Origin of the sequence: Mesorhizobium sp. M0058 (assembly GCF_040323095.1) — a bacterium.
Lineage (GTDB): Bacteria > Pseudomonadota > Alphaproteobacteria > Rhizobiales > Rhizobiaceae > Mesorhizobium.
On sequence record NZ_JAMYUQ010000006.1, the window covers coordinates 52,184 to 74,404 of the forward strand.

General features: G+C 63.8%; 21 protein-coding genes. 10 read left to right on the forward strand and 11 right to left on the reverse strand.

Annotated elements, in window-relative coordinates; all coding sequences use genetic code 11:
* Positions 1-101: 101 nt before the first annotated feature.
* Entirely contained in the window at positions 102-1,013 is a 912-nt protein-coding gene (gene iolE / locus NKJ75_RS11525; RefSeq protein ID WP_023673064.1) for a myo-inosose-2 dehydratase, read from the reverse strand.
* Positions 1,014-1,201: 188 nt separating this feature from the next.
* Positions 1,202-1,489: a DUF3175 domain-containing protein gene (locus tag NKJ75_RS11530; protein ID WP_023673065.1), complete on the reverse strand. Its 288-nt coding sequence runs from the start codon at positions 1,487-1,489 to the stop codon at positions 1,202-1,204.
* A 231-nt stretch (positions 1,490-1,720) separates the two neighbouring features.
* Here NKJ75_RS11530 and NKJ75_RS11535 point away from each other — a divergent pair, with 231 nt between their 5' ends.
* From NKJ75_RS11535 to NKJ75_RS11565, 7 genes are all read left to right on the forward strand, one after another.
* Positions 1,721-2,893 carry an MFS transporter gene (locus tag NKJ75_RS11535; RefSeq protein ID WP_050587434.1) on the forward strand — a complete coding sequence of 391 codons (1,173 nt, stop codon included), beginning with the start codon at positions 1,721-1,723 and terminating at the stop codon, positions 2,891-2,893.
* Between the two features lie 159 nt (positions 2,894-3,052).
* Positions 3,053-4,081 carry an HTH-type transcriptional regulator GntR gene (gntR, locus tag NKJ75_RS11540; RefSeq protein WP_023712085.1) on the forward strand — a complete coding sequence of 343 codons (1,029 nt, stop codon included), beginning with the start codon at positions 3,053-3,055 and terminating at the stop codon, positions 4,079-4,081.
* 325 nt (positions 4,082-4,406) lie between these two features.
* Positions 4,407-5,531 (forward strand): sugar ABC transporter substrate-binding protein, encoded by a 1,125-nt coding sequence (locus tag NKJ75_RS11545; RefSeq protein WP_023833938.1) that lies wholly within the window; start codon positions 4,407-4,409, stop codon positions 5,529-5,531.
* Between the two features lie 93 nt (positions 5,532-5,624).
* Positions 5,625-7,187, forward strand: a complete 1,563-nt coding sequence (locus tag NKJ75_RS11550) for a sugar ABC transporter ATP-binding protein (RefSeq protein ID WP_023744559.1) — start codon at positions 5,625-5,627, stop codon at positions 7,185-7,187.
* Positions 7,184-8,164, forward strand: a complete 981-nt coding sequence (locus NKJ75_RS11555; RefSeq protein WP_023690800.1) for an ABC transporter permease — start codon at positions 7,184-7,186, stop codon at positions 8,162-8,164. The genes NKJ75_RS11550 and NKJ75_RS11555 overlap by 4 nt, the downstream gene beginning before the upstream one ends.
* Positions 8,161-9,147 (forward strand): ABC transporter permease, encoded by a 987-nt coding sequence (locus tag NKJ75_RS11560; protein WP_023696194.1) that lies wholly within the window; start codon positions 8,161-8,163, stop codon positions 9,145-9,147. Before NKJ75_RS11555 ends, NKJ75_RS11560 begins: the two co-directional genes overlap by 4 nt.
* Before the next feature lie 2 nt (positions 9,148-9,149).
* A complete protein-coding gene (locus NKJ75_RS11565) occupies positions 9,150-9,704 on the forward strand; it encodes a gluconokinase (RefSeq protein WP_023733120.1) in 555 nt (184 codons plus the stop codon).
* On the opposite strand, the gene NKJ75_RS11570 is transcribed toward NKJ75_RS11565, so the two are convergent.
* A complete protein-coding gene (locus NKJ75_RS11570; protein ID WP_023744560.1) occupies positions 9,699-10,847 on the reverse strand; it encodes a lysophospholipid acyltransferase family protein in 1,149 nt (382 codons plus the stop codon). The two genes, NKJ75_RS11565 and NKJ75_RS11570, sit on opposite strands and share 6 nt — an antisense overlap.
* Positions 10,848-10,960: 113 nt before the next feature.
* On the opposite strand from NKJ75_RS11570, the gene NKJ75_RS11575 reads away from it, so the two are divergent.
* Positions 10,961-12,502 carry an acyl--CoA ligase gene (locus tag NKJ75_RS11575; protein ID WP_050485897.1) on the forward strand — a complete coding sequence of 514 codons (1,542 nt, stop codon included), beginning with the start codon at positions 10,961-10,963 and terminating at the stop codon, positions 12,500-12,502.
* Positions 12,503-12,567: 65 nt separating this feature from the next.
* Here NKJ75_RS11575 and NKJ75_RS11580 read toward each other — a convergent pair whose 3' ends face one another.
* Positions 12,568-13,017 (reverse strand): RrF2 family transcriptional regulator, encoded by a 450-nt coding sequence (locus NKJ75_RS11580; protein WP_023673075.1) that lies wholly within the window; start codon positions 13,015-13,017, stop codon positions 12,568-12,570.
* Between the two features lie 260 nt (positions 13,018-13,277).
* Positions 13,278-14,264, reverse strand: a complete 987-nt coding sequence (locus NKJ75_RS11585) for a sulfate ABC transporter substrate-binding protein (RefSeq protein WP_023744562.1) — start codon at positions 14,262-14,264, stop codon at positions 13,278-13,280.
* A 240-nt stretch (positions 14,265-14,504) separates the two neighbouring features.
* On the opposite strand from NKJ75_RS11585, the gene NKJ75_RS11590 reads away from it, so the two are divergent.
* Positions 14,505-14,777 (forward strand): AbrB/MazE/SpoVT family DNA-binding domain-containing protein, encoded by a 273-nt coding sequence (locus NKJ75_RS11590; RefSeq protein WP_023690806.1) that lies wholly within the window; start codon positions 14,505-14,507, stop codon positions 14,775-14,777.
* 8 nt (positions 14,778-14,785) lie between these two features.
* Positions 14,786-15,172 carry a PIN domain-containing protein gene (locus NKJ75_RS11595; protein WP_031247062.1) on the forward strand — a complete coding sequence of 129 codons (387 nt, stop codon included), beginning with the start codon at positions 14,786-14,788 and terminating at the stop codon, positions 15,170-15,172.
* A 14-nt stretch (positions 15,173-15,186) separates the two neighbouring features.
* On the opposite strand, the gene NKJ75_RS11600 is transcribed toward NKJ75_RS11595, so the two are convergent.
* The 6 genes from NKJ75_RS11600 to pbpC all read right to left on the reverse strand — a co-directional run bounded on the left by NKJ75_RS11600 (position 15,187) and on the right by pbpC (position 22,192).
* The gene (locus NKJ75_RS11600; protein ID WP_023673079.1) at positions 15,187-16,227 is read right to left on the reverse strand and encodes a sulfate/molybdate ABC transporter ATP-binding protein; all 1,041 of its coding nucleotides are present in this window, start codon (positions 16,225-16,227) and stop codon (positions 15,187-15,189) included.
* A 69-nt stretch (positions 16,228-16,296) separates the two neighbouring features.
* Complete coding sequence (gene cysW / locus NKJ75_RS11605) at positions 16,297-17,181, reverse strand: sulfate ABC transporter permease subunit CysW (protein WP_023690809.1); 885 nt, start codon at positions 17,179-17,181, stop codon at positions 16,297-16,299.
* Positions 17,174-18,025 (reverse strand): sulfate ABC transporter permease subunit CysT, encoded by an 852-nt coding sequence (gene cysT, locus NKJ75_RS11610; protein WP_023687973.1) that lies wholly within the window; start codon positions 18,023-18,025, stop codon positions 17,174-17,176. The genes cysW and cysT overlap by 8 nt, the downstream gene beginning before the upstream one ends.
* A gap of 18 nt (positions 18,026-18,043) precedes the next feature.
* Positions 18,044-19,072, reverse strand: coding sequence for a sulfate ABC transporter substrate-binding protein (locus NKJ75_RS11615; protein ID WP_023673082.1), 1,029 nt, complete (start codon positions 19,070-19,072; stop codon positions 18,044-18,046).
* Between the two features lie 230 nt (positions 19,073-19,302).
* Positions 19,303-19,986: a M15 family metallopeptidase gene (locus NKJ75_RS11620; RefSeq protein WP_352499689.1), complete on the reverse strand. Its 684-nt coding sequence runs from the start codon at positions 19,984-19,986 to the stop codon at positions 19,303-19,305.
* A 100-nt stretch (positions 19,987-20,086) separates the two neighbouring features.
* Positions 20,087-22,192 carry a penicillin-binding protein 1C gene (gene pbpC, locus NKJ75_RS11625; protein WP_352499690.1) on the reverse strand — a complete coding sequence of 702 codons (2,106 nt, stop codon included), beginning with the start codon at positions 22,190-22,192 and terminating at the stop codon, positions 20,087-20,089.
* Between the last annotated feature and the right edge of the window lie 29 nt (positions 22,193-22,221).

Here is a 22,221-nt window from a genome sequence, read left to right on the forward strand (position 1 = left end):
GCCAAGGGAGGGCGGCGGCGCGGATCGCCGGGCGCTTTCGCGTCGCTACCCCTACCGAGGCGCGCGCCCAACCGGCCCAACCACCAGCCCCCCGGCGGTGGTTAGGCCATGTCTCGTATTGCCACGTCGAACCCGGCCGCGCAGGCCGTTTTGAGAAGCGAAGCGTAACCTTTCGTGGCATAGGTCAAGGGGTGTGCCTTGGCCGGATCCTGCTCGGCCTCGACGACGATCCAGCCTTCGAAGCCATGGCTGGCCAGAGGCTGCAGCAGCGACAGGAAATCGACGGAGCCATCGCCGGGCACGGTGAAGATTCCTTCCATCACTGCCGCCATGAAACTCATGTCCTCGCGCCGTGCCTTCTCCAGCACGGCCGCGCGGACGTCCTTGCAATGGAAATGCACGATGCGGTCGAGATGCCGGTTCAGGAGGGAGGCCGGGTCGCCGCCTGAGAACAGACAATGGCCGGTATCGAACAGCAGGCCGACGCTCTTGCCGGTTGCGGCCATCAGCCTGTCCACCTCGTCATCGCTCTCGACGATCGTGCCCATATGGTGATGGAAAGCCATGCCGACGCCGAAGGCAGCCATGCGGTCGGCGAGTTCGGTCAGCTTCTCGCCATAGGCGGTCCATTCGCCGTCAGCGAGGCGCGGACGCTGTGAGATCGGCGCGAAAATGCCGTCATGACGGCCGCGCGAGGTGTCGGCATAGACGACGACCTTGGCGCCGAGGTCGCGCAGCAGGGTCAGATGCGAGGTGAGGGCGGCGAATTCCTCGTCGACCGTGCGGTCCAGAATGCGGCCGTCATACCAGCCGGAGACGAGTTCCAGTCCGTAAGAAGACAGGATCGGTCCAAGCTCGTCGCTTCGCCTGGGGAATTTGCCGCCGAGTTCGGTGCCGCGATAGCCGGCCTGCCTGGTTTCCGACAGGCATGTCGCGAGCGGCGTATCGCCGCCGAGTGCGGGAACATCGTCATTGCTCCAGGTGATGGGATTGATGCCGATCTTGACCGTCATGCCGCTACTTCAAAGGGCTCGGGGAAACACAAAGCCGAGGCCGGCAAACTGAGGGGAAAGAGGACCTGTCACTAGGTCCAGTTGAGGTGAATTTGGTAGAGCCAATCGGGAGCGCTAAAGCGCGTCGACGCGCTTAGGTCTTTGCATGTCGTTGTCTCAAAACCGGCGCCACTTTTGAGCGACATGCATTAATCCTGCTGCGGCCTTCCGAAGGCCGCGCGCAGTTCGTCCTTGGCGTCCTCGAGCACTTTCCGGCGCGCCTGCGGCAGGTTCTTGCCGGCGCGGTTGATGTAGAAATTCAGCATCGACATGGCCGACTGAAACGGCTCGGCCTTGCGGCGGTCGCTGTGCTCGGCCGAGCGCTTGAGCGAGGCCGCGATCTTCCTGGCGTCGTCGGCTTCGAAGATGTGGTCCTCGAGGTCCATCGCATCGCTGTGCTCGGTCACCTCGGCCGACCATTTCTTTTTCGCGGTCATGACAAACTCCTTCCTGTCGCAAAAACTCGAGCAGGCCGCCGCCGGTTCCCGAGAAAGTCGCCGGGCCGCTGGAGCCACGGATCATGGCCCTGTGGCGCTGCCCGTCGCGGTGAATGCGCCGATAGTGGCGACACAACGGTCGACTTCCCAGGACCGTAAACAGGAAACGCCTTGACCCCGATCGTCGCCAATCAGGCGGATAGCCCCGGCATCGACAGCAGCTACGCCTGGATGCGGCTTGCCATCTCCATGCTGCTGGCGACGATCGGTGCGGTCGGCATGTGGGCCGTCGTCGTCGTGCTGCCGGCCGTGCAGGCCGAGTTCGGCGTTGACCGCGCCGCGGCATCGATGCCCTACACCGCAACCATGGTCGGCTTCGCCGCCGGCAATGTGCTGGTTGGCCGCGCGGTCGATCGCATGGGGTATTGGATCCCGGCACTGCTATCCTCGGTGGCTCTCGCCGCCGGCCTGCTGCTCGCCGCGCTGTCGACCTCTATCCTGCAATTCACCCTTGCCCAGGGCGTGCTGATTGGTGTCGGCACATCGGTGATCTTCGGGCCGCTGATCGCCGACATCTCGCACTGGTTCAACCGTCGGCGCGGCGTCGCCGTCACAGCTGCGGCGGCTGGCAACTATCTCGCCGGAGCGCTCTGGCCAACCATCATGCCGACACTGATCAAGGCGGAAGGCTGGCGCTTCACCTATGCCGGCATCGGTGTCTTCTGCCTGGTCACCATGGTGCCACTGGTGCTGTTGTTGCGGCGCGCTGCTCCGGCGGCGGCTGCCGCCGGTTCGCCCGGAAGCCGGCCAGTGCAGTCGATTTCGCTGTCGCCGGCGGCGTTACAGGTGCTGCTGATCGTTGCCGGTCTCGGCTGCTGCGTGGCGATGTCGATGCCGCAGGTGCACATCGTCGCCTATTGCATGGATCTTGGCTACGGCATTGCGCATGGCGCCGACATGCTGTCGATCATGATGGCGGCGGGTGTCGTCAGCCGGCTCGCCTCCGGCTTTGTCGCCGACCGCATCGGCGGCGTGAAAACCCTGCTTATCGGTTCCGTGCTGCAATGCCTGTCGCTTTTGTTTTACATCCCGTTCGATGGGCTTGCCTCGCTCTATGTCGTGTCGCTGGTGTTCGGCCTGTCGCAAGGCGGCATCGTGCCTTGCTATGCCATCATCGTGCGCGAATACCTGCCCGCCAGGGAGGCCGGCCAGCGTATCGGCATCGTCATGATGGCGACCATCTTCGGCATGGCGATCGGTGGCTGGATGTCGGGCTGGATCTACGACCTGACCGGCTCTTACGCCGCCGCGTTCCTCAACGGGATCGCGTGGAACTTGCTGAACATAGTGGCCATCGGGCTGCTGCTGTGGAAAGCAAAACGCAGTGCTGCCCTGATGGCTTAGGAAGGCAGGATTGCCCTGTTGCTTGACAAGGGCGATTGGCTGCGCGACGCCAGCAGGCGAGTGGGTGCGGCAGCAGCCGGTTGGCATGGTGGCAGTGGAAAAGCTGAACATGGTTTCGCAAGGGCGCAGCGGCCGGGGCCTGGCACGTGGAGGATGTCCATGACCAAGCCGCGCTCGCGTCGTGGGGGCGGCCGCCCGACCCTATCAGATGTGGCGCGCAAGGCCGGCGTCGGCGCCATTACCGTGTCGCGGGCGCTGCGCGAACCGGAACGCGTCAGCCAGGATCTGCGGCGCCAGATCCAGGCCGCTGTCGACGAACTTGGTTATGTCCCGGATCCCAATGCACGGGCACTGGCCTCGGCGCGCGCCGATGTGTTCGGCGTGCTGGTGCCGTCGCTGACCAACAACGTCTTCGCAGAAGTGGTGCGCGGCATCTATGACAGCCTGTCGGACGGCCCGTTCCGCGTCCAGCTCGGCAACACCCATTATTCCGGCCTCGAGGAGGAGCGCCTGCTGCAGGTGTTCGCACCGCAGCGCCCGGCGGCGCTGATCGTGGCCGGCATCGACCAGACGCCGACCTCGCGAAAGCTGCTGGAGAGCGCGGGCTGCCCGGTGGTGCAGGTGATGGAGACCGGGCCCGATCCGGTCGACATGCTGGTCGGCTTCTCGCATTTCGACGGCGGCCGCACCGCGACCGAGCATCTGATCGAGGCGGGCTGCCGGCGGATCGGCTTCATCGGCGCACGCATGGACCCGCGCTCGCAGCGGCGGCTTGCCGGCTATCGCGCGGCAATGGAGAAGGCCGGCCTGTTCGACCCGCGGCTCGTCACCACCACTCCGCTACTGTCCAGCGTGACGCTCGGCCGCGAGCTGCTTCGCGATGCGCTGGCCAAGATGCCGGCGCTCGACGGCGTTTTCTGCAACAATGACGACATCGCGCTCGGCGTTTTGTTCGAATGCCATAGCGCCGCGCTCAACGTGCCGAAAACAATCGGCATTGTCGGCTTCAACGACCTCGAAATGATGCAGGCGGCGTTCCCGCCGCTCACCAGTATCCGCACCCCTCGCTATGAAATCGGCCGTCGGTCTGTCGCCATGGCGCTGGCGGCGATCGCAGGACGAAGGCCTGAGCAGCGGGTCGTCGATCTCGGTTTCGAACTCAAGCCCCGCGAGAGCACCGCACGCTGAACACGCTTTGGCTGCCTCAGCAAATGGTGCTTTACACAACGTCATGGTAGCGCTACCATTTTCGTCGGGCAGACGTTTTGATGAAAGGCCGCCCCTGTTTATTATACATAAGCAACAGCTCATGCTTGTTTATTATGTATAATATGCTAGTTTCGTTTCTCGCCTGTGAAGCGGCGAGGGGGAGGGGATCGGGCCGGCTTCGGGCCCTTGAGACGTGGCGCCGGCCAGGCTGGAGGGCCTTCGGCAGGCGTGGAAAACACACCACGACAAACAGCATCAAATAAACAAGCAGCAGCAAACAAAACTACAACTGGGAGGAATATCGATGATCAAGTCACTTGTTGGTGGCATCGTTGCCGCCACTGCATTCGTCATGCTGAGTTCGTCGGCCATGGCCGACCCGGAAGTTGTCAAGGGACCGTCGGCTGAGCCGGATTGCTTTGCGCCCTGGGCGGCCGATACGCAGTTCTTCAAGTACCCCAAGAAAGACGGCCCATACCGCATCGCGCTCGCCAATGGCTATATCGCCAACACCTGGCGCATCCAGATGGTGCAGACCGCCAAGGCCTATGCGGCCCAGCCGGAGGTCGCCGCGAAACTGAAGGAATTCAAGGTCGTCTCGACCGGCGAGGACGTGCCGGCTCAGATTTCGGCGATCAACAACTTCATCGATTCCGGCTATGACGCGATCGTCGTCAACGCCCAGAACCCGACCGCTTTCGGGCCGGTCATCAAGCGCGCCAGGGAAGCTGGCGTCATCCTCGTCGCCTTCGACAATATTCTCGACACCAAGGACGCCATCAACGTCAATGTCGACCAGAAGGGCCTTGGCGAATTGTGGGGCAAATGGCTGGTCGGCCATGTGCCGAATGGCGGCAAGGTGCTCGAAGTGCGCGGCGTTGCCGGAACTTCCGTGGACACCGACCGTCACAACGGCATCCATGAAGCGCTCGATGCCTCCGGCAAGAAATGGGACGTCACCGAGGTGGTCGGCAAATGGGACGACGGCGTGGCGCAGAAAGCCACGGCCGACGCCATTGCCACCAACGGCCCGTTCGACGGCATCACCGGGCAAGGCGGCGACACCGGCATCGTGCAGGCGATGATCGATGCCAAGCATGCTTTCGTGCCGTTCGGCGGGGAGACCGAGAACGGTTTCCGCAAGTTCTGCGCGGCACATGCCGGTGACGGGCTGAAATGCTCATCGGCCGGCACCGGTCCGGCGCAGGTCGCGGTCGCCATCAAGACGGCGATTGCCGCGCTCGAAGGCAACGTCGTGCCGCAGGCGGTGAAACTGCCGCTGGCGATCGTCGAGGATCCGAACTTCAAGGCCGGTCAGGATTTCTTCCCCGACCAGTCCGACAATTTCTTCGTCGGCAATTCCTTCCCGACCTGCGGCATCAATTTCACCGCGCAGGAAATCATGGGCCAGACCAAAGCTGACCAATAGGGCTGACCAATAGGCGGCATATCCGGCGCCGCGGGATCTCCGCGGCGCCGGCCACTCGATATCCCTTGAAGTCAAACTGCCTCGGGAGGGCCGATGGACGGTGCGGTTCCGCTCTTCCGGATGGAAGGCATATCCAAGCGCTATGGTGGTGTGCGGGCGCTGGAAAAGGCCGAGCTTTCGGTCGCGTCCGGTAGCATCCACGCCATTCTCGGCGAAAACGGCGCCGGCAAATCGACGCTGATCAAGGTCATGGCGGGCGTCGTCGCGCCCGACGAAGGCCGCATGATGCTGAACGGCGGCGAGGTGACGTTCGCTTCGCCTGCTGCTGCAAACAAGTCCGGCATCGTCTGCATCTTCCAGGAGCTGTCGCTGGTTCCCGAACTCAGCGTTGCCGACAACATCGTCATCTCCGATCCGCCGAAGCGTTTCGGCATGATCGACCGCAAGGCGCAGCGCCGCATTGCCGAGGATGCGCTGGCACGCGCAGGTGCGGCCGATATCCATCCATTGGCGCTGGTCAAGGATCTTCCGCTTTCAAGAAGACAGATGGTCGAGATTGCCAAGGCATTGGCCAGGAAGCCGCGCATCCTGATCCTCGACGAGGCGACCTCGGCGCTGACCGCGACGGACGTCGCCAGGATATTCAGCGTGCTCAAGCGGTTGCGCTCGGAAGGGTTGGCGCTGCTTTACATTTCGCACCGCATGAACGAGATCGCCGAGCTTGCCGACCACTGCACGGTGTTTCGCAACGGCCGCAATGTCGCCAGCTACAAGGCAGGCACAAAGAGCGACAACGAAGTCGTCGAACTGATGATCGGGCGCGAATACAGCCATATTTTCCCGCCCAAACCCGCGCGCACCGCAGCCGCCGCCGTTCCTGTGCTGGAGGCGCGCAAGCTGTCCTGGACGGACCGGCTGGACAATGTCTCGCTGACGGTCGGGGCAGGCGAGGTCGTCGGCCTTGGCGGCCTGGACGGCCAGGGCCAGCGCGAATTGCTGCTTGCCTTTTTCGGTGTGCTGCGCGGCCTCGGCGGCCAGATCCTTATCGACGGCAAGCCTGTTTCGATCGCCAGCCCCCAAGCGGCGCGCGACGACCGCATCGGCATGGCGCTGATCCCGGAGGACCGCAAGACCGAAGGCCTGATGCTGCCGATGACGGTGCGCGAGAACCTCTCCTTTGCCGCCCTAGACCGGCTGTCCAAGGCCGGCATCATCGACCGCGCCGCCGAACAGCGGCTGATCGACGACATGGTCGGGCTGCTGGCGATCAAGACGGGCGGCCTCGACATTCCGGTCGGTGCGCTGTCGGGGGGCAACCAGCAGAAGGTGGTCATCGCCAAATGGCTGATGCGCCAGCCGCGTATCATCCTGCTCAACGATCCGACGCGCGGCATCGACGTCGGCACCAAGCAGGAACTCTATCAACTGATGCGCAAGCTGGCGGATGCGGGGGCGGCGATCCTGTTCTATTCGACCGACTATGACGAACTGATCGGCTGCTGCGACCGCGTGCTGGTGCTCTATGACGGCGCGGTCAAGCGCGAGCTGGTCGGGGCCGAGATCACCGAGCGGGCGCTCATTGCAAGCGCGCTCAACATCCACGGCGATGACGGCGCGAGAGACGATGCCGGCGCAAGACAGGGAGCGGACGCGTGAAAGAGTGGCGCTACTGGCTGGCCGAGCAGCGCGGAACACTGATGGCACTCGGCATATTCATTGTCATGTTCGTCATCTACACCTCGAACCATCCGGCGGGCTTCACCGCCAATGTCGTGCAGACGGCGTCCAACAAGGGCGTGCTGCTCGCCTTCGTCGCCATGGCGCAGACACTGGTCGTGATCACCGCCGGCATCGACCTCTCCGTCGGCATGATCTTCACGCTGACCAATTGCCTCGCCTCCTGGCTGGTCATCGGCACCGGCCTCGAGACCGCTTTCGGCGTCATCGCCGTGCTCGGCACCGGGCTCCTTTGCGGAGCGATCAACGGCGCCATCGTCATCTACGGCCGCCTGCAGCCGATCGTCGCCACGATCGCCACGGGTGCGGTCTATTTCGGCATCGCGCTGCTGCTGAGGCCGTTTCCCGGCGGTTCGGTCAACGAAGGTCTCGCCGACGCGCTGACCGGACGCCTGTTGGGCGTGGTGCCGGCGAGCCTGGTCGTGCTGCTCGCCGTCGTGCTCGTGGTCTGGGTACCGTTCAGCCGCTCGGTGCTCGGGCGCGCGGCCTATGCGGCCGGATCCTCGGAGACGGCGGCCTACATGTCCGGTGTGCCGATAAGGCGCGGCAAGTTCGCTGCCTACGCGCTCGCAGGCCTGTTGGCCGCGATCGGCGGACTGTTCCTGACCTTCTTCACCTATACCGGCGATGCAGCCTATGCCAGCGGCAACGCCTATACGCTGTTTTCGATCGCCGCGGTGGTGCTGGGCGGCGTCTCGCTGTTCGGCGGGAAAGGCAGCGCCATCGGCGCCATCTTCGGCGCGCTGGCCTTCCGCACCATCGGCGACCTGTTGTTCGTGTTCGATTTCGACCCGCTATGGCAGCCGCTGTTCCAGGGCGTGATCCTGCTGGTCGCGGTCAGCCTTGGCGCGTTTGCGCTGTTTCGGGTCCGCAACCGGCTGGAGTGGTTCCTGTGAGCGAAACGACATTGGGCGGTATCGCCGGCCGCGTGCCGAAATTCATCCGCCGCGCCGATCCGGCGGTGCTGACGGCCTTCGCCTGCATCGTGCTGTTGCTGTTCCTAGGCAGCCTCTATTCCAGGAGCTTTCTGTCGCCTGAATATCTCTTGCAGCAGCTCAAGGTGGCCTCGTTCCTCGGCGTCATCGCCACAGGCATGATGCTGGTCATCCTGCTAGGCCAAATCGACCTGTCGGTGCCGTGGGCGGTGGCGGCGGGCGCGATGATGGCGTGTGCGGCTGCCGCCTATGGCCCGATCGGTGTGGCGCTGGCCATCCCGTTCGGCATCTTTTGCGGGGTGCTGATCGGCATCGTCAACGGCTTTGGCGTCGCCTATCTGCGCATACCCTCGATGATCATCACGCTCGCCACCAACGCTGTCGCGCAAGGGCTCATGGTCGTTTATACCGGCGGCTACTCGCCACAGGATTCGGCCACCGGCGCCATGCGCTATCTTGCGACAGGTTTTACCATTCCTGGCGTGCCTAACGCCGTCATCATCTGGGCGCTGATTGGCGCTGCGATGGTGTTCGTGCTGTCCCGCACCAGCTTCGGCCGCACCGTCTACGGCATCGGCAACCGCGAGCGTGCCGCCTATCTCTCCGGCATCGATACAAGGCGCGTGGTGATGATCGCCTTCGCTATCTCAGGCGGGCTGTCCGCCTTTGGCGGGGTGCTTCTCGCCGGCTATGCCTCCAAGGCGGCGCAATCGATGGGCGATGCCTATCTCCTGCCGTCGATCGCCGCCGTGGTTCTGGGCGGCACCTCCATCCTGGGTGGCCGCGGCTCCTATCTCGGCACCGTCGCCGGTGTCATTCTGATCACCCTCCTGCAGTCCATACTCTCGGTCATGCAGATGCCGGAGGCGGGGCGGCAGATCGTCTATGGCCTGGTCATCGTCGCCATGCTCCTGCTCTACGGCCGCGCGCCGGCAAGCCGCTGACCGTGGACGAAGAGACGGCACAGGCGCCAATGGGCGCTACCGGCTCAGTGCCTCGGGCCATTGTGGTGATGGGCGTCGCCGGCTGCGGAAAGTCGGCTGTCGGCAAAGCATTGGCAGCAGAGGAAGGGGCCGTCTTTGTCGAGGGCGACAGGCTGCACCCGCCCGAAAACGTCGCCCGCATGGCGAGCGGTGAGCCGCTCACAGATCAACTGCGTGAGGGCTGGCTCGATGCCATCGGCGAGCGGATCGCCGACCTGACCGGCAGCGGCCAAAGCGTGGTTGCCGCCTGCTCGGCGCTGAAGCGCAGCTACCGCGATCGTCTGCGCGGCTTCCGCCGGGATATCGTTTTCATCTATCTGGAGATCGATCCCGCTACCGCCAAGCAGCGTGTCGCCAGCCGCAAGGGGCATTTCATGCCGGCAAGCCTGGTCGAAAGCCAGTTCGCCATCCTTGAACCGCCTGGCGCCGACGAGCGGGCGCTGACGGCCGACGCCACACTTCCAGTGGCTGAGATCGTCACCGCCGTTGCCAGCCTGCTGGCCGGCGCAAAATCATGAACCACCCTCGTCGGGCAAGGCGGTTTCCGGCCGTTCGGTGAACCGGTCATGGCCTGACCAGACCATCATTTGCTCGGGATAGAGTTTCAACGCCTCCAGCAAGCGGTCGCGCTTGAGCAATATGTACTCGGCCTGAAGCGCCGTGTTCTTGGCGCCGCCGGCTCTGGTCGCGGGCTCGCCGGCCTCTGCCGGGGCCGGCACCAGTTCGGGACTTAGGACGGCGCGGTATTGGCGGAACGGATCGGTCTCGAAGGTCGACATGGAAAACAGCGCCGCCTTGCCTCTGGCAGCGAAATTCGTCGGCGCCGAGGCGAGGTGGGTCCAGCCGCTCTCGCCAAGGCCGACTTCGGTGAATGTCGAGCCGGCATGCACCGTGTTGGTCACCAACACCACGCCGTTGCTGCCAAGGATCTTCTGGATCCGGCCGGTGACCTGGTAGGCGTCGCTGCGGTCGAACACGATCCGGCTTTTCAGGAAACGGTTCTCGACCCGAACCATCGGCGGGTTCAGGAAGCGCAAGCCGAAGGTCGAATCGGATATGCCGTGAGCCCTGACACTGAGCTGGTGTGTCTCGATTCCGGCTTCATGGAGAGCGCGTTTGCCGATTATGGTCTGGGCCGTGAACTGATCGCACCAGATGATAGCGCCGTGGCCGCGCTTCAGCGCCGCTTCCAGACCTTCCAGGCCTTCCAGCCGGATATCAGGCGACCACCGGCGGCCGATGAGATGCGCGGCAAGCAGCAGACGCCGACGGTGGTTGGCGCAGAGCAAGGCCCTGAACTGCCTTTGCGCATCGATGCCATTGCCGAGCACGGCGCGCGTCGCGGCGGCGTAGCGCACGAAATCCTTGCGGATGTGGCGCTTGAGGCGCAGTCCCGATACGCGGCTGCAGATCGCGGCCCACCAATTGACCGGCAGCAATGCCGCGACCCCGAGATAGAAGGCGGCCAGCAGCAGCTCGCGGAAATCCCTGTTGTTGAAGGTGCGCAACTTGCCGGCGCGGACCAGCTTGCGGCTGAAGAAGCGAACATTCTCGGCGCGTTGGGGCACCAGGATGTCGGCGATGATTTCCGTATGATAAATGACGGCGGACGATGGTGTCCGGTCGGCTTTCCGGGATTTTCCCAGCCACGGCAGCCTCATCCGATCGGTGTCCACCTGTTCTTGCGTGCGTCCGGAAATCGCTTTACTGCGTCTGCCACGGGCGCGCAATCGGCGCCGGCAAGGCCATGGTGAACGCCATTCAGGGTTCGAACTTGAAACAGGCCCTATCGGTAGCACTTCCTCAACTGGAGCCCTGGCAGCCGGCTGCTGTGGCGCTGATGGCGCCGGACCGGCCATCCCTGAGCTTTGCCGGCCTCGCCAATCTTGTCGACAAGCTCTGCGGCGATCTCGCCAGGCGTGGCGTTGCCCGCGGCACGGCCGTCGGCATCGTCTTGCCCAACGGCCCGGAAATGGCGGCCTGTTTCCTGGCGGTCTCGGCGTTGGCGACGGCTGCGCCGCTCAATCCGGCTTACGGCGAAGACGAATTCCGCTTCTATCTCGGCGATCTCGATGTGAAGCTGCTGCTGTGCGGACAAGGCATGGGCGATGCCGCGCGCAACACCGCAAAGGGGCTCGGCATTGCGGTGCTCGACGTCGTCGTGACTGACGGCGCCAAGGCCGGCGAGTTTCTCCTCTTGGGCGACGCCGAACTTGCGGCTGCCGGCGAGGCACGCCGCGACAAGGTGCAGCTCAACGGGCCCGACGATTTCGCGCTTGTCCTGCACACATCGGGAACCACGGCGCGGCCGAAGATCGTCGGCTTGCGGCAGCGCAATCTGCAGGCATCGATGGCCAACATCGCCAGCACCCTGGCGCTGTCGGCAAACGATATGTGTCTCAACGTGATGCCGCTGTTCCACATTCACGGGCTGATGGCGGCGCTCAGCGCACAGCTGGCAGTCGGCGGCGCTGTTGTCTGCACGCCGGGCTTCAACCCGCTCAAATTCTACGGCTGGCTGGGCGATTTCCGGCCGAGCTGGTACAGCGCGGTGCCGACCATGCATCAGGCGATCCTGGCGCGCGCCGCCCGCAATGGCGAAACCATCGCGGCTGCGCGGCTGCGCTTCATCCGCTCGTCTTCGGCAGCGCTTCCCGACACCGTGTTCCGCGACCTCGAGCGCGTCTTCGGCTGTCCGGTGGTCGAGGCCTATGGCATGACCGAGGCGGCGCACCAGATGACATCCAACGGCCTGCCGCCGGCACGCCGCAAGCCAGGCTCGGTCGGCCTGCCTGCGGGTCCGCAGGTGACGATCCTGGACGACAAGGGGACGATCCTGCCGGCGGGTGAAAAGGGCGAGATCGCGGTGCGCGGCGCCAACATCCATGATGGCTATCTCGACAATCCGGTGGCCAATGAAGCTGCCTTCAGCGATGGCTGGTTCCGCACCGGCGACCAGGGTCTCATCGACGAGGATGGCGATCTGAAGATCACCGGGCGGCTGAAGGAGATCATCAACCGCGGCGGCGAAAAGATCTCGCCGCTCGAGGTCGACAATGTGCTGCTCGATCATCCGCTGGTGGCGCAGGCGGTGACCTTCGCCGTGCCGCATGCCATGCTCGGCGAGGAGGTGGGTGCGGCTATCGTGCTGGCCGAGGGCGCCATCGCCGACGCCGATGAGATACGCGATTTCGCGCGCAGCCGCATTGTCGAGTTCAAGGTGCCGCGCCACATCTTGTTTCTTCAGGAGATACCCAAGGGTCCCACAGGCAAGATCCAGCGCGTCGGCCTGGCCGGCAAGCTCGGCCTGGTCTGAGGACTCTCATTTGAGCATGATCTTGTCCGAAAACCGGTTCCCACTTTTCGGGACCATGCTCTAATTTAGATCTGCGATGTCAGCTCGACCGGAAAATCATCATTGTCGGCGTCGCGCATGGCGGCGAGGCTGCGATTGTCCAGCACTTCGGCGATCGCCTGGCGCACTTCCAGCATCATGTGCCGGACCTGGCAGGTCGCCTCGTCGCAATCCTCGCAGCGCTGGTATTGCGTGCGGCTGGCGCAGGGTATGGGAGCGAGCGGGCCGTCCAGCACGCGCACGACGTGGCCGATCTTGATTTCGGAAGCCGGCCGGGCGAGGCGATAACCGCCTTCCTTGCCCTTGCGACTGAGGACGAAACCGGCATTGCGCAGCTCGCCCAGAATGGCATCCAGAAATTTCTTCGGGATGTTGTTGGCGATCGCGATGTCGTTGACGAATGCAAGCTGGCCGACCGGCAGGCCGGAAAGATGCACGAGGGCCTTGAGGCCGTATTTGCCTTTTTTGGTAAGCATGCCCGCTTCAGTTCATGAAAACCCCAACCACCCGCATCTGGCGGTTGTTTGTGTGCAAATCATGACGTTTCGCCTGAACAACCCGGTTTCGCGTAGAACAAGCCGCCCGGTTGAGATGTTAGGCACAAAGGCGTTGATTCTTTGTAACGTTTTCGCCGATCGCGACAGATTCCGCCTGAAAGCCGTTTGTCGGCGCGCGAAATCAAAAAAGCCGGCAAAGCGCCGGCTTTCTTGTGAGGTGAGGTCGAACGCTGCTGATATCAGCGGCTGCCATAGGTCTGGTCGAGCAGACCGCCGGCGGCGAAGTGCTCCTTCTGTACCTTGTCCCAGCCGCCAAAGACGTCTTCCACCGTCAGCAGGCGGACATCGGGGAAGTCGGCCTTGTATTTTGCCGCGACTTCAGCGTTGCGGGCGCGCAGGCCATTTTCAGCCGCGATGGTCTGGCCCTCGGGCGTGTAGAGGAAGTCGAGATAGGTCTTGGCGAGGTCACGGCTGCCGTGCTCGTCGGCGACCTTGTCGACGATCGCCACCGGGAATTCGGCGAGCAGGCTGACCGTTGGCGTGACCTGTTCGAACTTGTCGTTGCCATACTCCTTGCGGATGCCGCGCGTTTCCGACTCGAAGGTGATCAGCACGTCGCCGATCTCGCGCTGCACGAAGGTGGTGGTGGCGGCGCGCCCGCCGGTGTCGAAGATCGGCACGTTGTTGAACAGCTTGGTGACGAACTCCTTCACCTTGGCGTCGTCGCCCTTGAAGGCTTCCTTGGCGTAGGCGGTTGCGGCCAGATAGGTGTAGCGCGCATTGCCCGACGTCTTGGGGTTGGGGAAGATCACCTGCACGTCGTCGCGCACGAGGTCGTTCCAGTCCTTGATGTGCTTGGGGTTGCCCGCGCGGACGAGAAAGGATGGGAGCGAATAGAAGGGCGAGGCGTTGTCGGGGAAATCCTTCTGCCAGTCGGCGGAGACGAGGCCTTTCTTGACCAGAAAGTCGATGTCGGTGACCTGGTTGAAGGTGACGACATCTGCGCCGAGGCCTTCGGCAATGGCGCGCGCTTGCGCTGAGGTGCCGGCGTGCGACTGGTCGACGGTGAAGCCCGGATGGCCGGCGACGAAAGCCTTGTTCACCTGGGCGAACAATTCGCGGCCGACATCATAGGAAGCGTTGAGCAATTTGTCGGCCGACCAGGCCTGCGAACAGGCGAGGATCAGGCCGGCGACAGTGGCGACGCTGAGGAAAAATCGCTTCATGAAAACAGGCTCCGATGTGCAATGCGTTGCCAGAACATAGCTGGGCCGGAGGGTGTACTGCGAGGCACACGGGGCAGACGTATGGCGTTGCAGCGAAAAAGAAATCGCTGAAGCAGGTTATCGGCGAAATTTCATTCCAGCCGAAATGCCGATGCGTTGGGGTTTTCTGTGGTTTGCAATTCGAGGCCGAGTGGCATATACAAATGGCATATACAAGTGGAACAGACAGGGGAGGCTGCCATGCCGCAGCACCGTCACTCAATACCACCGTCCAGGGAGGCGAAGTTGTTTCGCAACAACCGCAGTCAGGCGGTTCGCATCCCTGTCGAATTCGAGCTGCCTGGCGAGAAGGTCCTGATCAGCCGCGATGGCGACCGGCTGATCATCGAGCCGGTCCGTCAACCAGGCCTCACCGCCTTGCTCACCCAATGGGCGAAAGAGCCGCCGCTTGGTCCTGAAGACGACTTTCCCGAGATCCATGATGCGCCCGTGGGGCCTGAGGATATCTTTTGATTCGGTTCATGCTGGACACCAACATTCTCAGCGACATGATCCGAAACCCTGCCGGCAAGGCTGCCAGTGCGGCGGTTCGCGCGGGAGACGGTGCCCTGTGCACCAGCATCGTTGTCGCCTCGGAGCTGCGTTATGGCTGCGCCCGCAAGAGATCGGCCAAGCTGCTCGCCAAGGTGGAGGAATTGCTCGCCGAGGTTCCTGTGTTGCCGCTCGATGTGCCGATGGATAACGAATACGGAGCACTTCGTGCCGAGCTGGAGGCCAGAGGCCAGCCAATCGGCCACAATGATCTTTTCATTGCTGCCCATGCCTGTGTGTTGGGGACGACACTGGTGACGGCCAACACCGAGTTCCGTCGGATCAAGGGCCTGACGGTCGAGAACTGGCTGGAGTAGCGCCGGATCGATGTCTATGCCGCCGGGAAAAGCTTCCAGCGCCTCGGCCTGAACGCCACCCGGCTCTTCTGCGCCGCAGGATGGTCCACAGGCAGTTCGATCTCGACGCGCTGGCGCTCGCCGCCGATTTCCAGTTCGACGCGTCTTGTGCCGGCGACGCGGCGGCTGGCGGCGACCGTGCCGGCGATGCAGCCGCTGCAGCCGTCGAGCAGTTCGATATCGTGCGGGCGGAAGTACAGCGTCGCATCGCCCTCGGGTGCGTGCGGCGCCGACACGCCGATCGGACGGTCGGCGAGCCAGATCTCGCCATTCTCAACCTTGACCGGCAGCATGCTCGATTCGCCGATGAAGGAGTAGACGAAGGGCGAGTTCGGCGTGTCGTAGATCTCGTCGGCGGAGCCGACCTGCTCGATGCGGCCCTGGCTCATCACCACGACGCGGTCGGCAAGCTCGAGCGCCTCTTCCTGGTCGTGGGTGACGAAGACGGTGGTGTGGCCGGTACGGTCATGGATCTCGCGCAGCCAGCGGCGCAGTTCCCGGCGCACCTGCGCATCGAGCGCGCCGAACGGCTCGTCGAGCAACAGCACCTTGGGCTCGATGGCCATGGCCCGGGCGAGCGCCACGCGCTGGCGCTGGCCACCCGAAAGTTGCGCCGGATAGCGCTTTTCCAGGCCGGAAAGCTGAACGAGATCGAGCAGTTCGGAGGCGCGTCGGCGGATTTCGGCCGCCGGTGGTCGCGACGGTCCATGCCGCACCTTGAGGCCGAAGCCGATATTGTCGGCGACCGTCATGTGCCGGAAGAGCGCATAGTGCTGGAAGACGAAGCCGACATTGCGCTCCTGGATCGAGCGGTGCGAGGCGTCCTCGTCGCCGAAGAAGATCTTTCCGCGCGTCGGCCGCTCCAGGCCGGCGATAAGCCTCAGCAGCGTCGTCTTGCCGGAGCCGGATGGCCCAAGCAGCGCGATCAGCTCACCCGATTTGATGTCAAGCGATACGTCATGGAGGGCCGGAAACCGGTCAAACTCCTTGCGTACGTTGGCAACGCGAACTTCCATCAAATGTCCCTTTTTAGTGGATGCATGTCGTTATCCCAAAACCGCTTCACACTTTTGGGCGACATGCATCTAATGTCCGCGCGTCGCGGCGATCTCGGCGCCGTAGCGCATCTCAAGAAGTGTTTTCAAGACCAGCGTGACCAGCGCCAGGCCGGCAAGCAGCGAAGCGACGGCAAAAGCGCCGACGGCGTTGTACTCGTTGTAGAGGATTTCGACATGCAACGGCATGGTGTTGGTCAGCCCGCGTATGTGGCCCGACACGACCGAGACCGCGCCGAATTCGCCCATCGAGCGGGCGTTGCACAGAAGCACGCCGTAGAGCAATCCCCATTTGACGTTGGGCAGCGTCACGTACCAGAAGGTCTGCCAGCCATTGGCGCCGAGAGAGAGCGCGGCTTCCTCGTCGCCGTTGCCCTGTTCCTGCATCAGCGGGATCAGTTCGCGGGCAACGAAGGGGAAGGTGACGAAGATGGTCGCGAGCACGATGCCGGGCACGGCGAACAAGATCTGGATGCCGTGCGCCTTCAGCCATTCACCGAACAGTCCCTGAGCGCCAAACAAAAGCACATAGACCAGGCCGGAAATGACCGGCGAGACCGAGAAGGGCAGGTCGATCAGCGTGGTCAGAAAAGCCTTGCCCTTGAACTCGAACTTGGCGATCGCCCAGGCAGCCGAAATGCCGAAGACGACGTTAAGCGGCACGGCGATCACCGCCACCAGCAGCGTCAGCCGGATCGCCGAGCGCGTATCGGGATTGGAGAGCGATTCCGTGTAGGCGCCAATGCCTTTCGCCAGCGCCTCGTGGAAGACGATGATCAGCGGCAGCAGCAGGAAGATGGCGAGGAAGGCGAAGGCCACCGCCATCAGCAGCAGCCGCACCGGCCGGCTTTCGGTCACCGCCGCCGACCGGCTCTCGTGATGCGGTTCGTAGGATTTGATCTCGGGGTCAGCCATAGCGCTTGCGACTCCATGACTGCGCCAGGTTGATGACCAGCAGCATCACGAACGACAGCAAAAGCATGATCGCCGCGATCGCGGTGGCCGCCGGATAATTGTACTCCTCGAGCCGGATGACGATCAGAAGCGGTGCGATCTCCGACTTGTAGGGAAGGTTGCCGGCGATGAAGATGACCGAGCCGTATTCGCCGACGCCGCGCGCGAAGGCGAGTGAGAAGCCGGTGATGATGGCCGGCGCCAGGCCGGGAAACAGGATGCGGGTGATGATCTGGAAGCGGTTGGCGCCGAGCGTCGCGGCGGCTTCCTCCACTTCCTTGTCGATCTCTTCCATGATCGGCTGCACCGTGCGCACGACAAACGGCAGGCCGATGAAGACAAGCGCCACGACGATGCCGAGCGGCGTGTAGGCGACCTTGATGCCGAGCGGCGCCAGGAGATGGCCGATCCAGCCATTGGGCGCATAAAGAGTGGTCAGCGCAATGCCCGCGACCGCGGTCGGCAGCGCGAAGGGCAGGTCGACCATGGCGTCGACGACGCGGCGGCCGGGGAAGCGGTAGCGCACCAGCACCCAGGCGACGAGCGTGCCGAAGACGACGTTGACGGCGGCTGCGATGAAGGCTGTGCCGAAGCTGATTTCGAGTGCGTTGATGGTCCGGCGGTCGGTGGCGATCGCCCAGAAATCGGTCCAGCCGAGGGCTGCCGAGCGCCAGATCAGGCCCGACAGGGGGATGAGGATGATGAGCGTGAGGTAGGCAAGCGAGAAGCCGAGCGTCAATCCGAAACCCGGAATGACACTCGGCTGTCTGAATCGCCACCCCGCCTTGGCGGGTGCTATGGTCATGTCGTCCTGATCTAAATCCTACTGGGCCGGCTTGTAGATCTGGTCGAATATACCACCATCGCCGAAATGATAAGGCTGTGCCTTCTTCCAGCCGCCAAAAAGCGGATCGTCGATGGAGATCAGCTTGATTTCGGGCGTCTTCGGAATGTCAGCCGCATCCACCAGCTCGGGCTTGGCCGGACGATAGTGGTTCTTGGCGATGATCGTCTGGGCTTCCTTGGAATAGAGCCAGCCGAGATAGGCTTCGGCGACCTTGCGGGTGCCCTTGGCATCGACATTGGCGTCGACGATCGCCACCGGCGGCTCGGCCAGGATCGAGGTCGGGGGATAGACGATCTCGAAATTGTCGGCTCCGAATTCATTGAGCGCCAGATAGGCGTCGTTTTCCCAGCCGATCAGCACGTCGCCGATGCCCTTTTGCGCGAAGGTGACCGTCGAGCCGCGCGCACCGGTGTCGAGCACCGGAGCATTGGCGTAGAGCTTGCCGACGAATTCCTTGTTCTTGGCTTCGTCGCCGCCATCATTGGCGTTGGCATAGGCCCAGGCGGCAAGGTAGTTCCAGCGGGCACCGCCGGAGGTCTTGGGGTTCGGCGTGATCACCTGGACGCCGTCCTTGACCAGATCGCTCCAGTCGTGGATGCCCTTCGGGTTGCCCTTGCGGACCAGGAAGATGATGGTCGAGGTGTACGGCGCCGAATTGTTCTCGAACTTCTTGCGCCAGTCCGGGTTGATCTTCTTCGACTTGGTGACGATGGCGTTGATGTCGCCTTCGAGCGCCAGCGTGACCACATCGGCATCGAGGCCGTCGATCACGGCGCGGGCCTGGGCGCCGGAGCCGCCATGCGATTGCTGGATGGTGACCGTCTCGCCGGTCTCGGCCTTCCAGTGTGCGACGAAGGCTTCGTCATAGGCCTTGTAGAGTTCGCGTGTCGGGTCGTAGGACACGTTCAGAATGGTCGTATCGGCAAACGCGAAACCGAGCGTGCCGAACTGGATCGATGTGGCGACCAGTGCGCCGAGCAGTTTCTTGAAATGAGGTTTGGTCATTCCCGCCTCCGTTGATGACGGCTGAACTCTATCGAATTGATAGAAATTAGATGCATTCAACGTTGCCTTTTTTGTCCACTCGAAGGAAATTTTCGCCGATATTGGGTTTCGGAAGGAAATATTTTCCTCATATTGGTCTAACCCAAATCCGGCCGGTTTGACGCTATCTAGGAGCTGACACCGCAGAAGCAAGGCCGAGTGAGGGAAGGCTCGGTGTAGCACCGGGCGGTTCAGCCCGCAGTGATGGGAAAATCGAAGCGCAGCTTTGGAAACGGCTCATCCCGAAGCGTGTAGTGCCACCACTCTCGCGCATAATTCTTGAAGCCGTCGGCGCGCATGGCGTCGAGCAGCCTTTTGCGGTTTGCCGCCGCTTCTGCCGCCAATGGGCGATGTGCGGTTTCGCTTGCCGGGTCGAAACAGTCGAAGCTGGTGCCGAAATCGAGCGTGCCGGCGCCGGCCGTGCCGCAAGCGGCGCATGATTTGTTCTTGCCGTCGCTGCGGGCGATGGCGATATCGACGGTCGAGCCGCGCGAATGGGTGGACAATTCGCCGATATAGCCCGTGGCGATGAGGTCGCCGCGCTGCACCTGAGGGTACCATTGCGGATCGGGCGGGCCGCCCTCTCTGGTCCATTTGCCCATGTCGGCAACGGCGCGGGCCGGGCGGTAGCAGTCGAAGACGACCAGCGTCAGGCCGTCGGCGGCGAGCGCTTTCTGCACGCCGGACAGCGTTTGCGCAGCTTGCTTCGTGAGGATGCAGACTGGGGCGTCGTAGCCATCGGCCTTGCGATGCAGGAAATTTTCCAGGCCGGCATAGCGGATGTCCTGGCGGATCGAGGGATCGACATCGGCCAGGCGGACAAAGCCGGCGGGCAGGGGATCGGCGGAGGCGGGGGAGCAAGTCGAAACGAACATGGATAGGGCTAAGGCCAATCCTCGATGCAAGCGCTTCGGCACACCCCTCGCGCCGGGCCTCGGGCGAAGAAGCCCAATCCCCTGAATCGCTTGGCGCCATCTATTCAACGAACACCTTCACGCTTGCCGCGCGTCCCACGGCGTCGATGACGGTGAGCGTCGAATAGCCGGCGCCGTCGGGCAGCCAGGTCGCGGTGCGGCGGCGGTCGATGCCGACGAGCGGCTTGCCGTTGGCCAGCCAGCGGAACGGCGCGCGGCCGCCTTGCAGTTTCAGCACCAGCGGCGAGGCCTCGGCGGAATTGGTGGCGAGATCGACGCGGGCGCCGTTGGGCGGGAAAATGATCGTCGGCGCCGGTTCCGTCGGGCCTGCCTGCACCAGTCCGTCGGCGCCGGCGCCGAAGCGCCCCAATGTCACCGGCAGGTCTTCGCGCCTGGCCTTGAGGACACCGGCCGGCTGGCTGGGCAACGGGACGGCGGTGAGGCCGGAGCGGACGAAGCCCTCGAACAGGATGGGGGCGGCCGAGACATAGCCGGACAGGCCGGGCACCGCACCGGCATCGGCGCGGCCGACCCACACACCCAGCACGTAGCGGCCGTCGAAGCCGACCGACCAGGCGTCGCGGTAGCCGTAGGACGTGCCGGTCTTGTAGGCGATGCCGCGCTGCAAGGCGCCCTCGGGCGGCTTTACGCCCGACAATATGTCGGTGATCTGCCAGTTCGCCTGGGCGTCGAGGATCGTGGCGGTGGTGCGCTCGGCATTGGCCGGCTCGGTGCCGTCATGCAGCGTGTTTGCCTTGCCGCCATTGGCGAGGCCGGTATAGAGCTGGACGAGATCGCGCAGCGTTACGCCGACGCCTCCGAGGCCGATGGCGAGGCCCGGCGCCTCGTTGACCGGCAGCACCGGGCTGACGCCGGCCTGGCGGAAGCGCGCCATCAGCCGTGCCGGGCCGACCGAGTCGAGCACGCGGATCGCCGGAACGTTGAGCGACAGCTGCAGCGCCTGGCGGATCGAGACATCCCCCTGATAGCCCATGTCGAAATTCTTTGGCCGGTAGCCGCCGAAATCGACCGGGCTGTCCTCGATCAGCATTTCCTGCGCCACCAGCCCTTGCTCGAAGGCGAGGCCATAGATGAACGGCTTCAGCGTCGAACCGGGCGAACGCACGATCTTGGTCATGTCGATCCAGCCGGAGCGGCTGGCGTCGAAGAAATCGGCCGAGCCGACTTCGCCAAGAATGTCGCCGGTGCGCGCGTCCGCCATCACCATGGCGACCGACAGGCGCGGGCCAAGCTTGATCGCGGCATCGCGCGCCACCTGTTCCAGCCCTTGCTGGACGCTTTTGCGGATCGTCAGCTGCAATGGCTTGCCGGGTACGGCCTTGGGCAGCATGGCATAGGCGGCATGTGGCGCCAGTGCCGGCAGTTTGCGGCGCAAGCCCGAGACATCATCGAGCGCTGCGCGCGCGGCCTCGCGCTCGCCAAGCAGGTCAGCTGATACCATGCGGGTCAGCACGCGGTCGCGGGCTGCATGAGCGATGGTGAGATTGCGGTCGGGCCGGCGCTTTTCCGGCAATTGCGGCAGCGCAACCAGCAGGGCGGCTTCCGAGACCGTCAGCCGCTTCGGCTCCTTGCCGAAATAGGCGAGTGACGCGGCGCGCACGCCTTCGAGATTGCCGCCATAAGGCGCCAGCGTCAAATAGCGTTCGAGGATCTCCTGCTTAGACAGCCGCCGCTCGATCTGGATGGCACGCAGCATCTGCTTGATCTTCGAGCCGAGGCTGCGGTTTTCGCGTGGCTCGATCAGCCGGGCAAGCTGCATCGACAGGGTCGAGCCGCCGGAGACGATATGGCCGCTGGTGGCGAACTGGCCGGCGGCGCGCGCCAGCGCCAGCACATCGACGCCATCATGGTCCCAAAAGCGCTTGTCTTCATAGGTGACCAGCATGTCGACGAACTGCTTGTCGACCTGGTCGAGATGAGTGTCGAGCCGCCAGTAACCGTCCGGCGTGGCGAAGGCGCGCAACAGCTGGCCGTCGCGGTCCTGGACCTCGGTGGAGACGGTGAGCCTTCCGGGCAGCGGCGGCGGAAAAGCGCGGTCGAGTTCCCAGAGAGAAGCGGCAGCGATCGCCGCAAAGCCGACGAGGGAGGCGGCGGCGATGCCTGTTCGACGGAGAAATTTTCTGGAGAGCATGGTGGTGCCCTTCATCCGCCTGCCGGCTCCTTCTCTCCGCATAG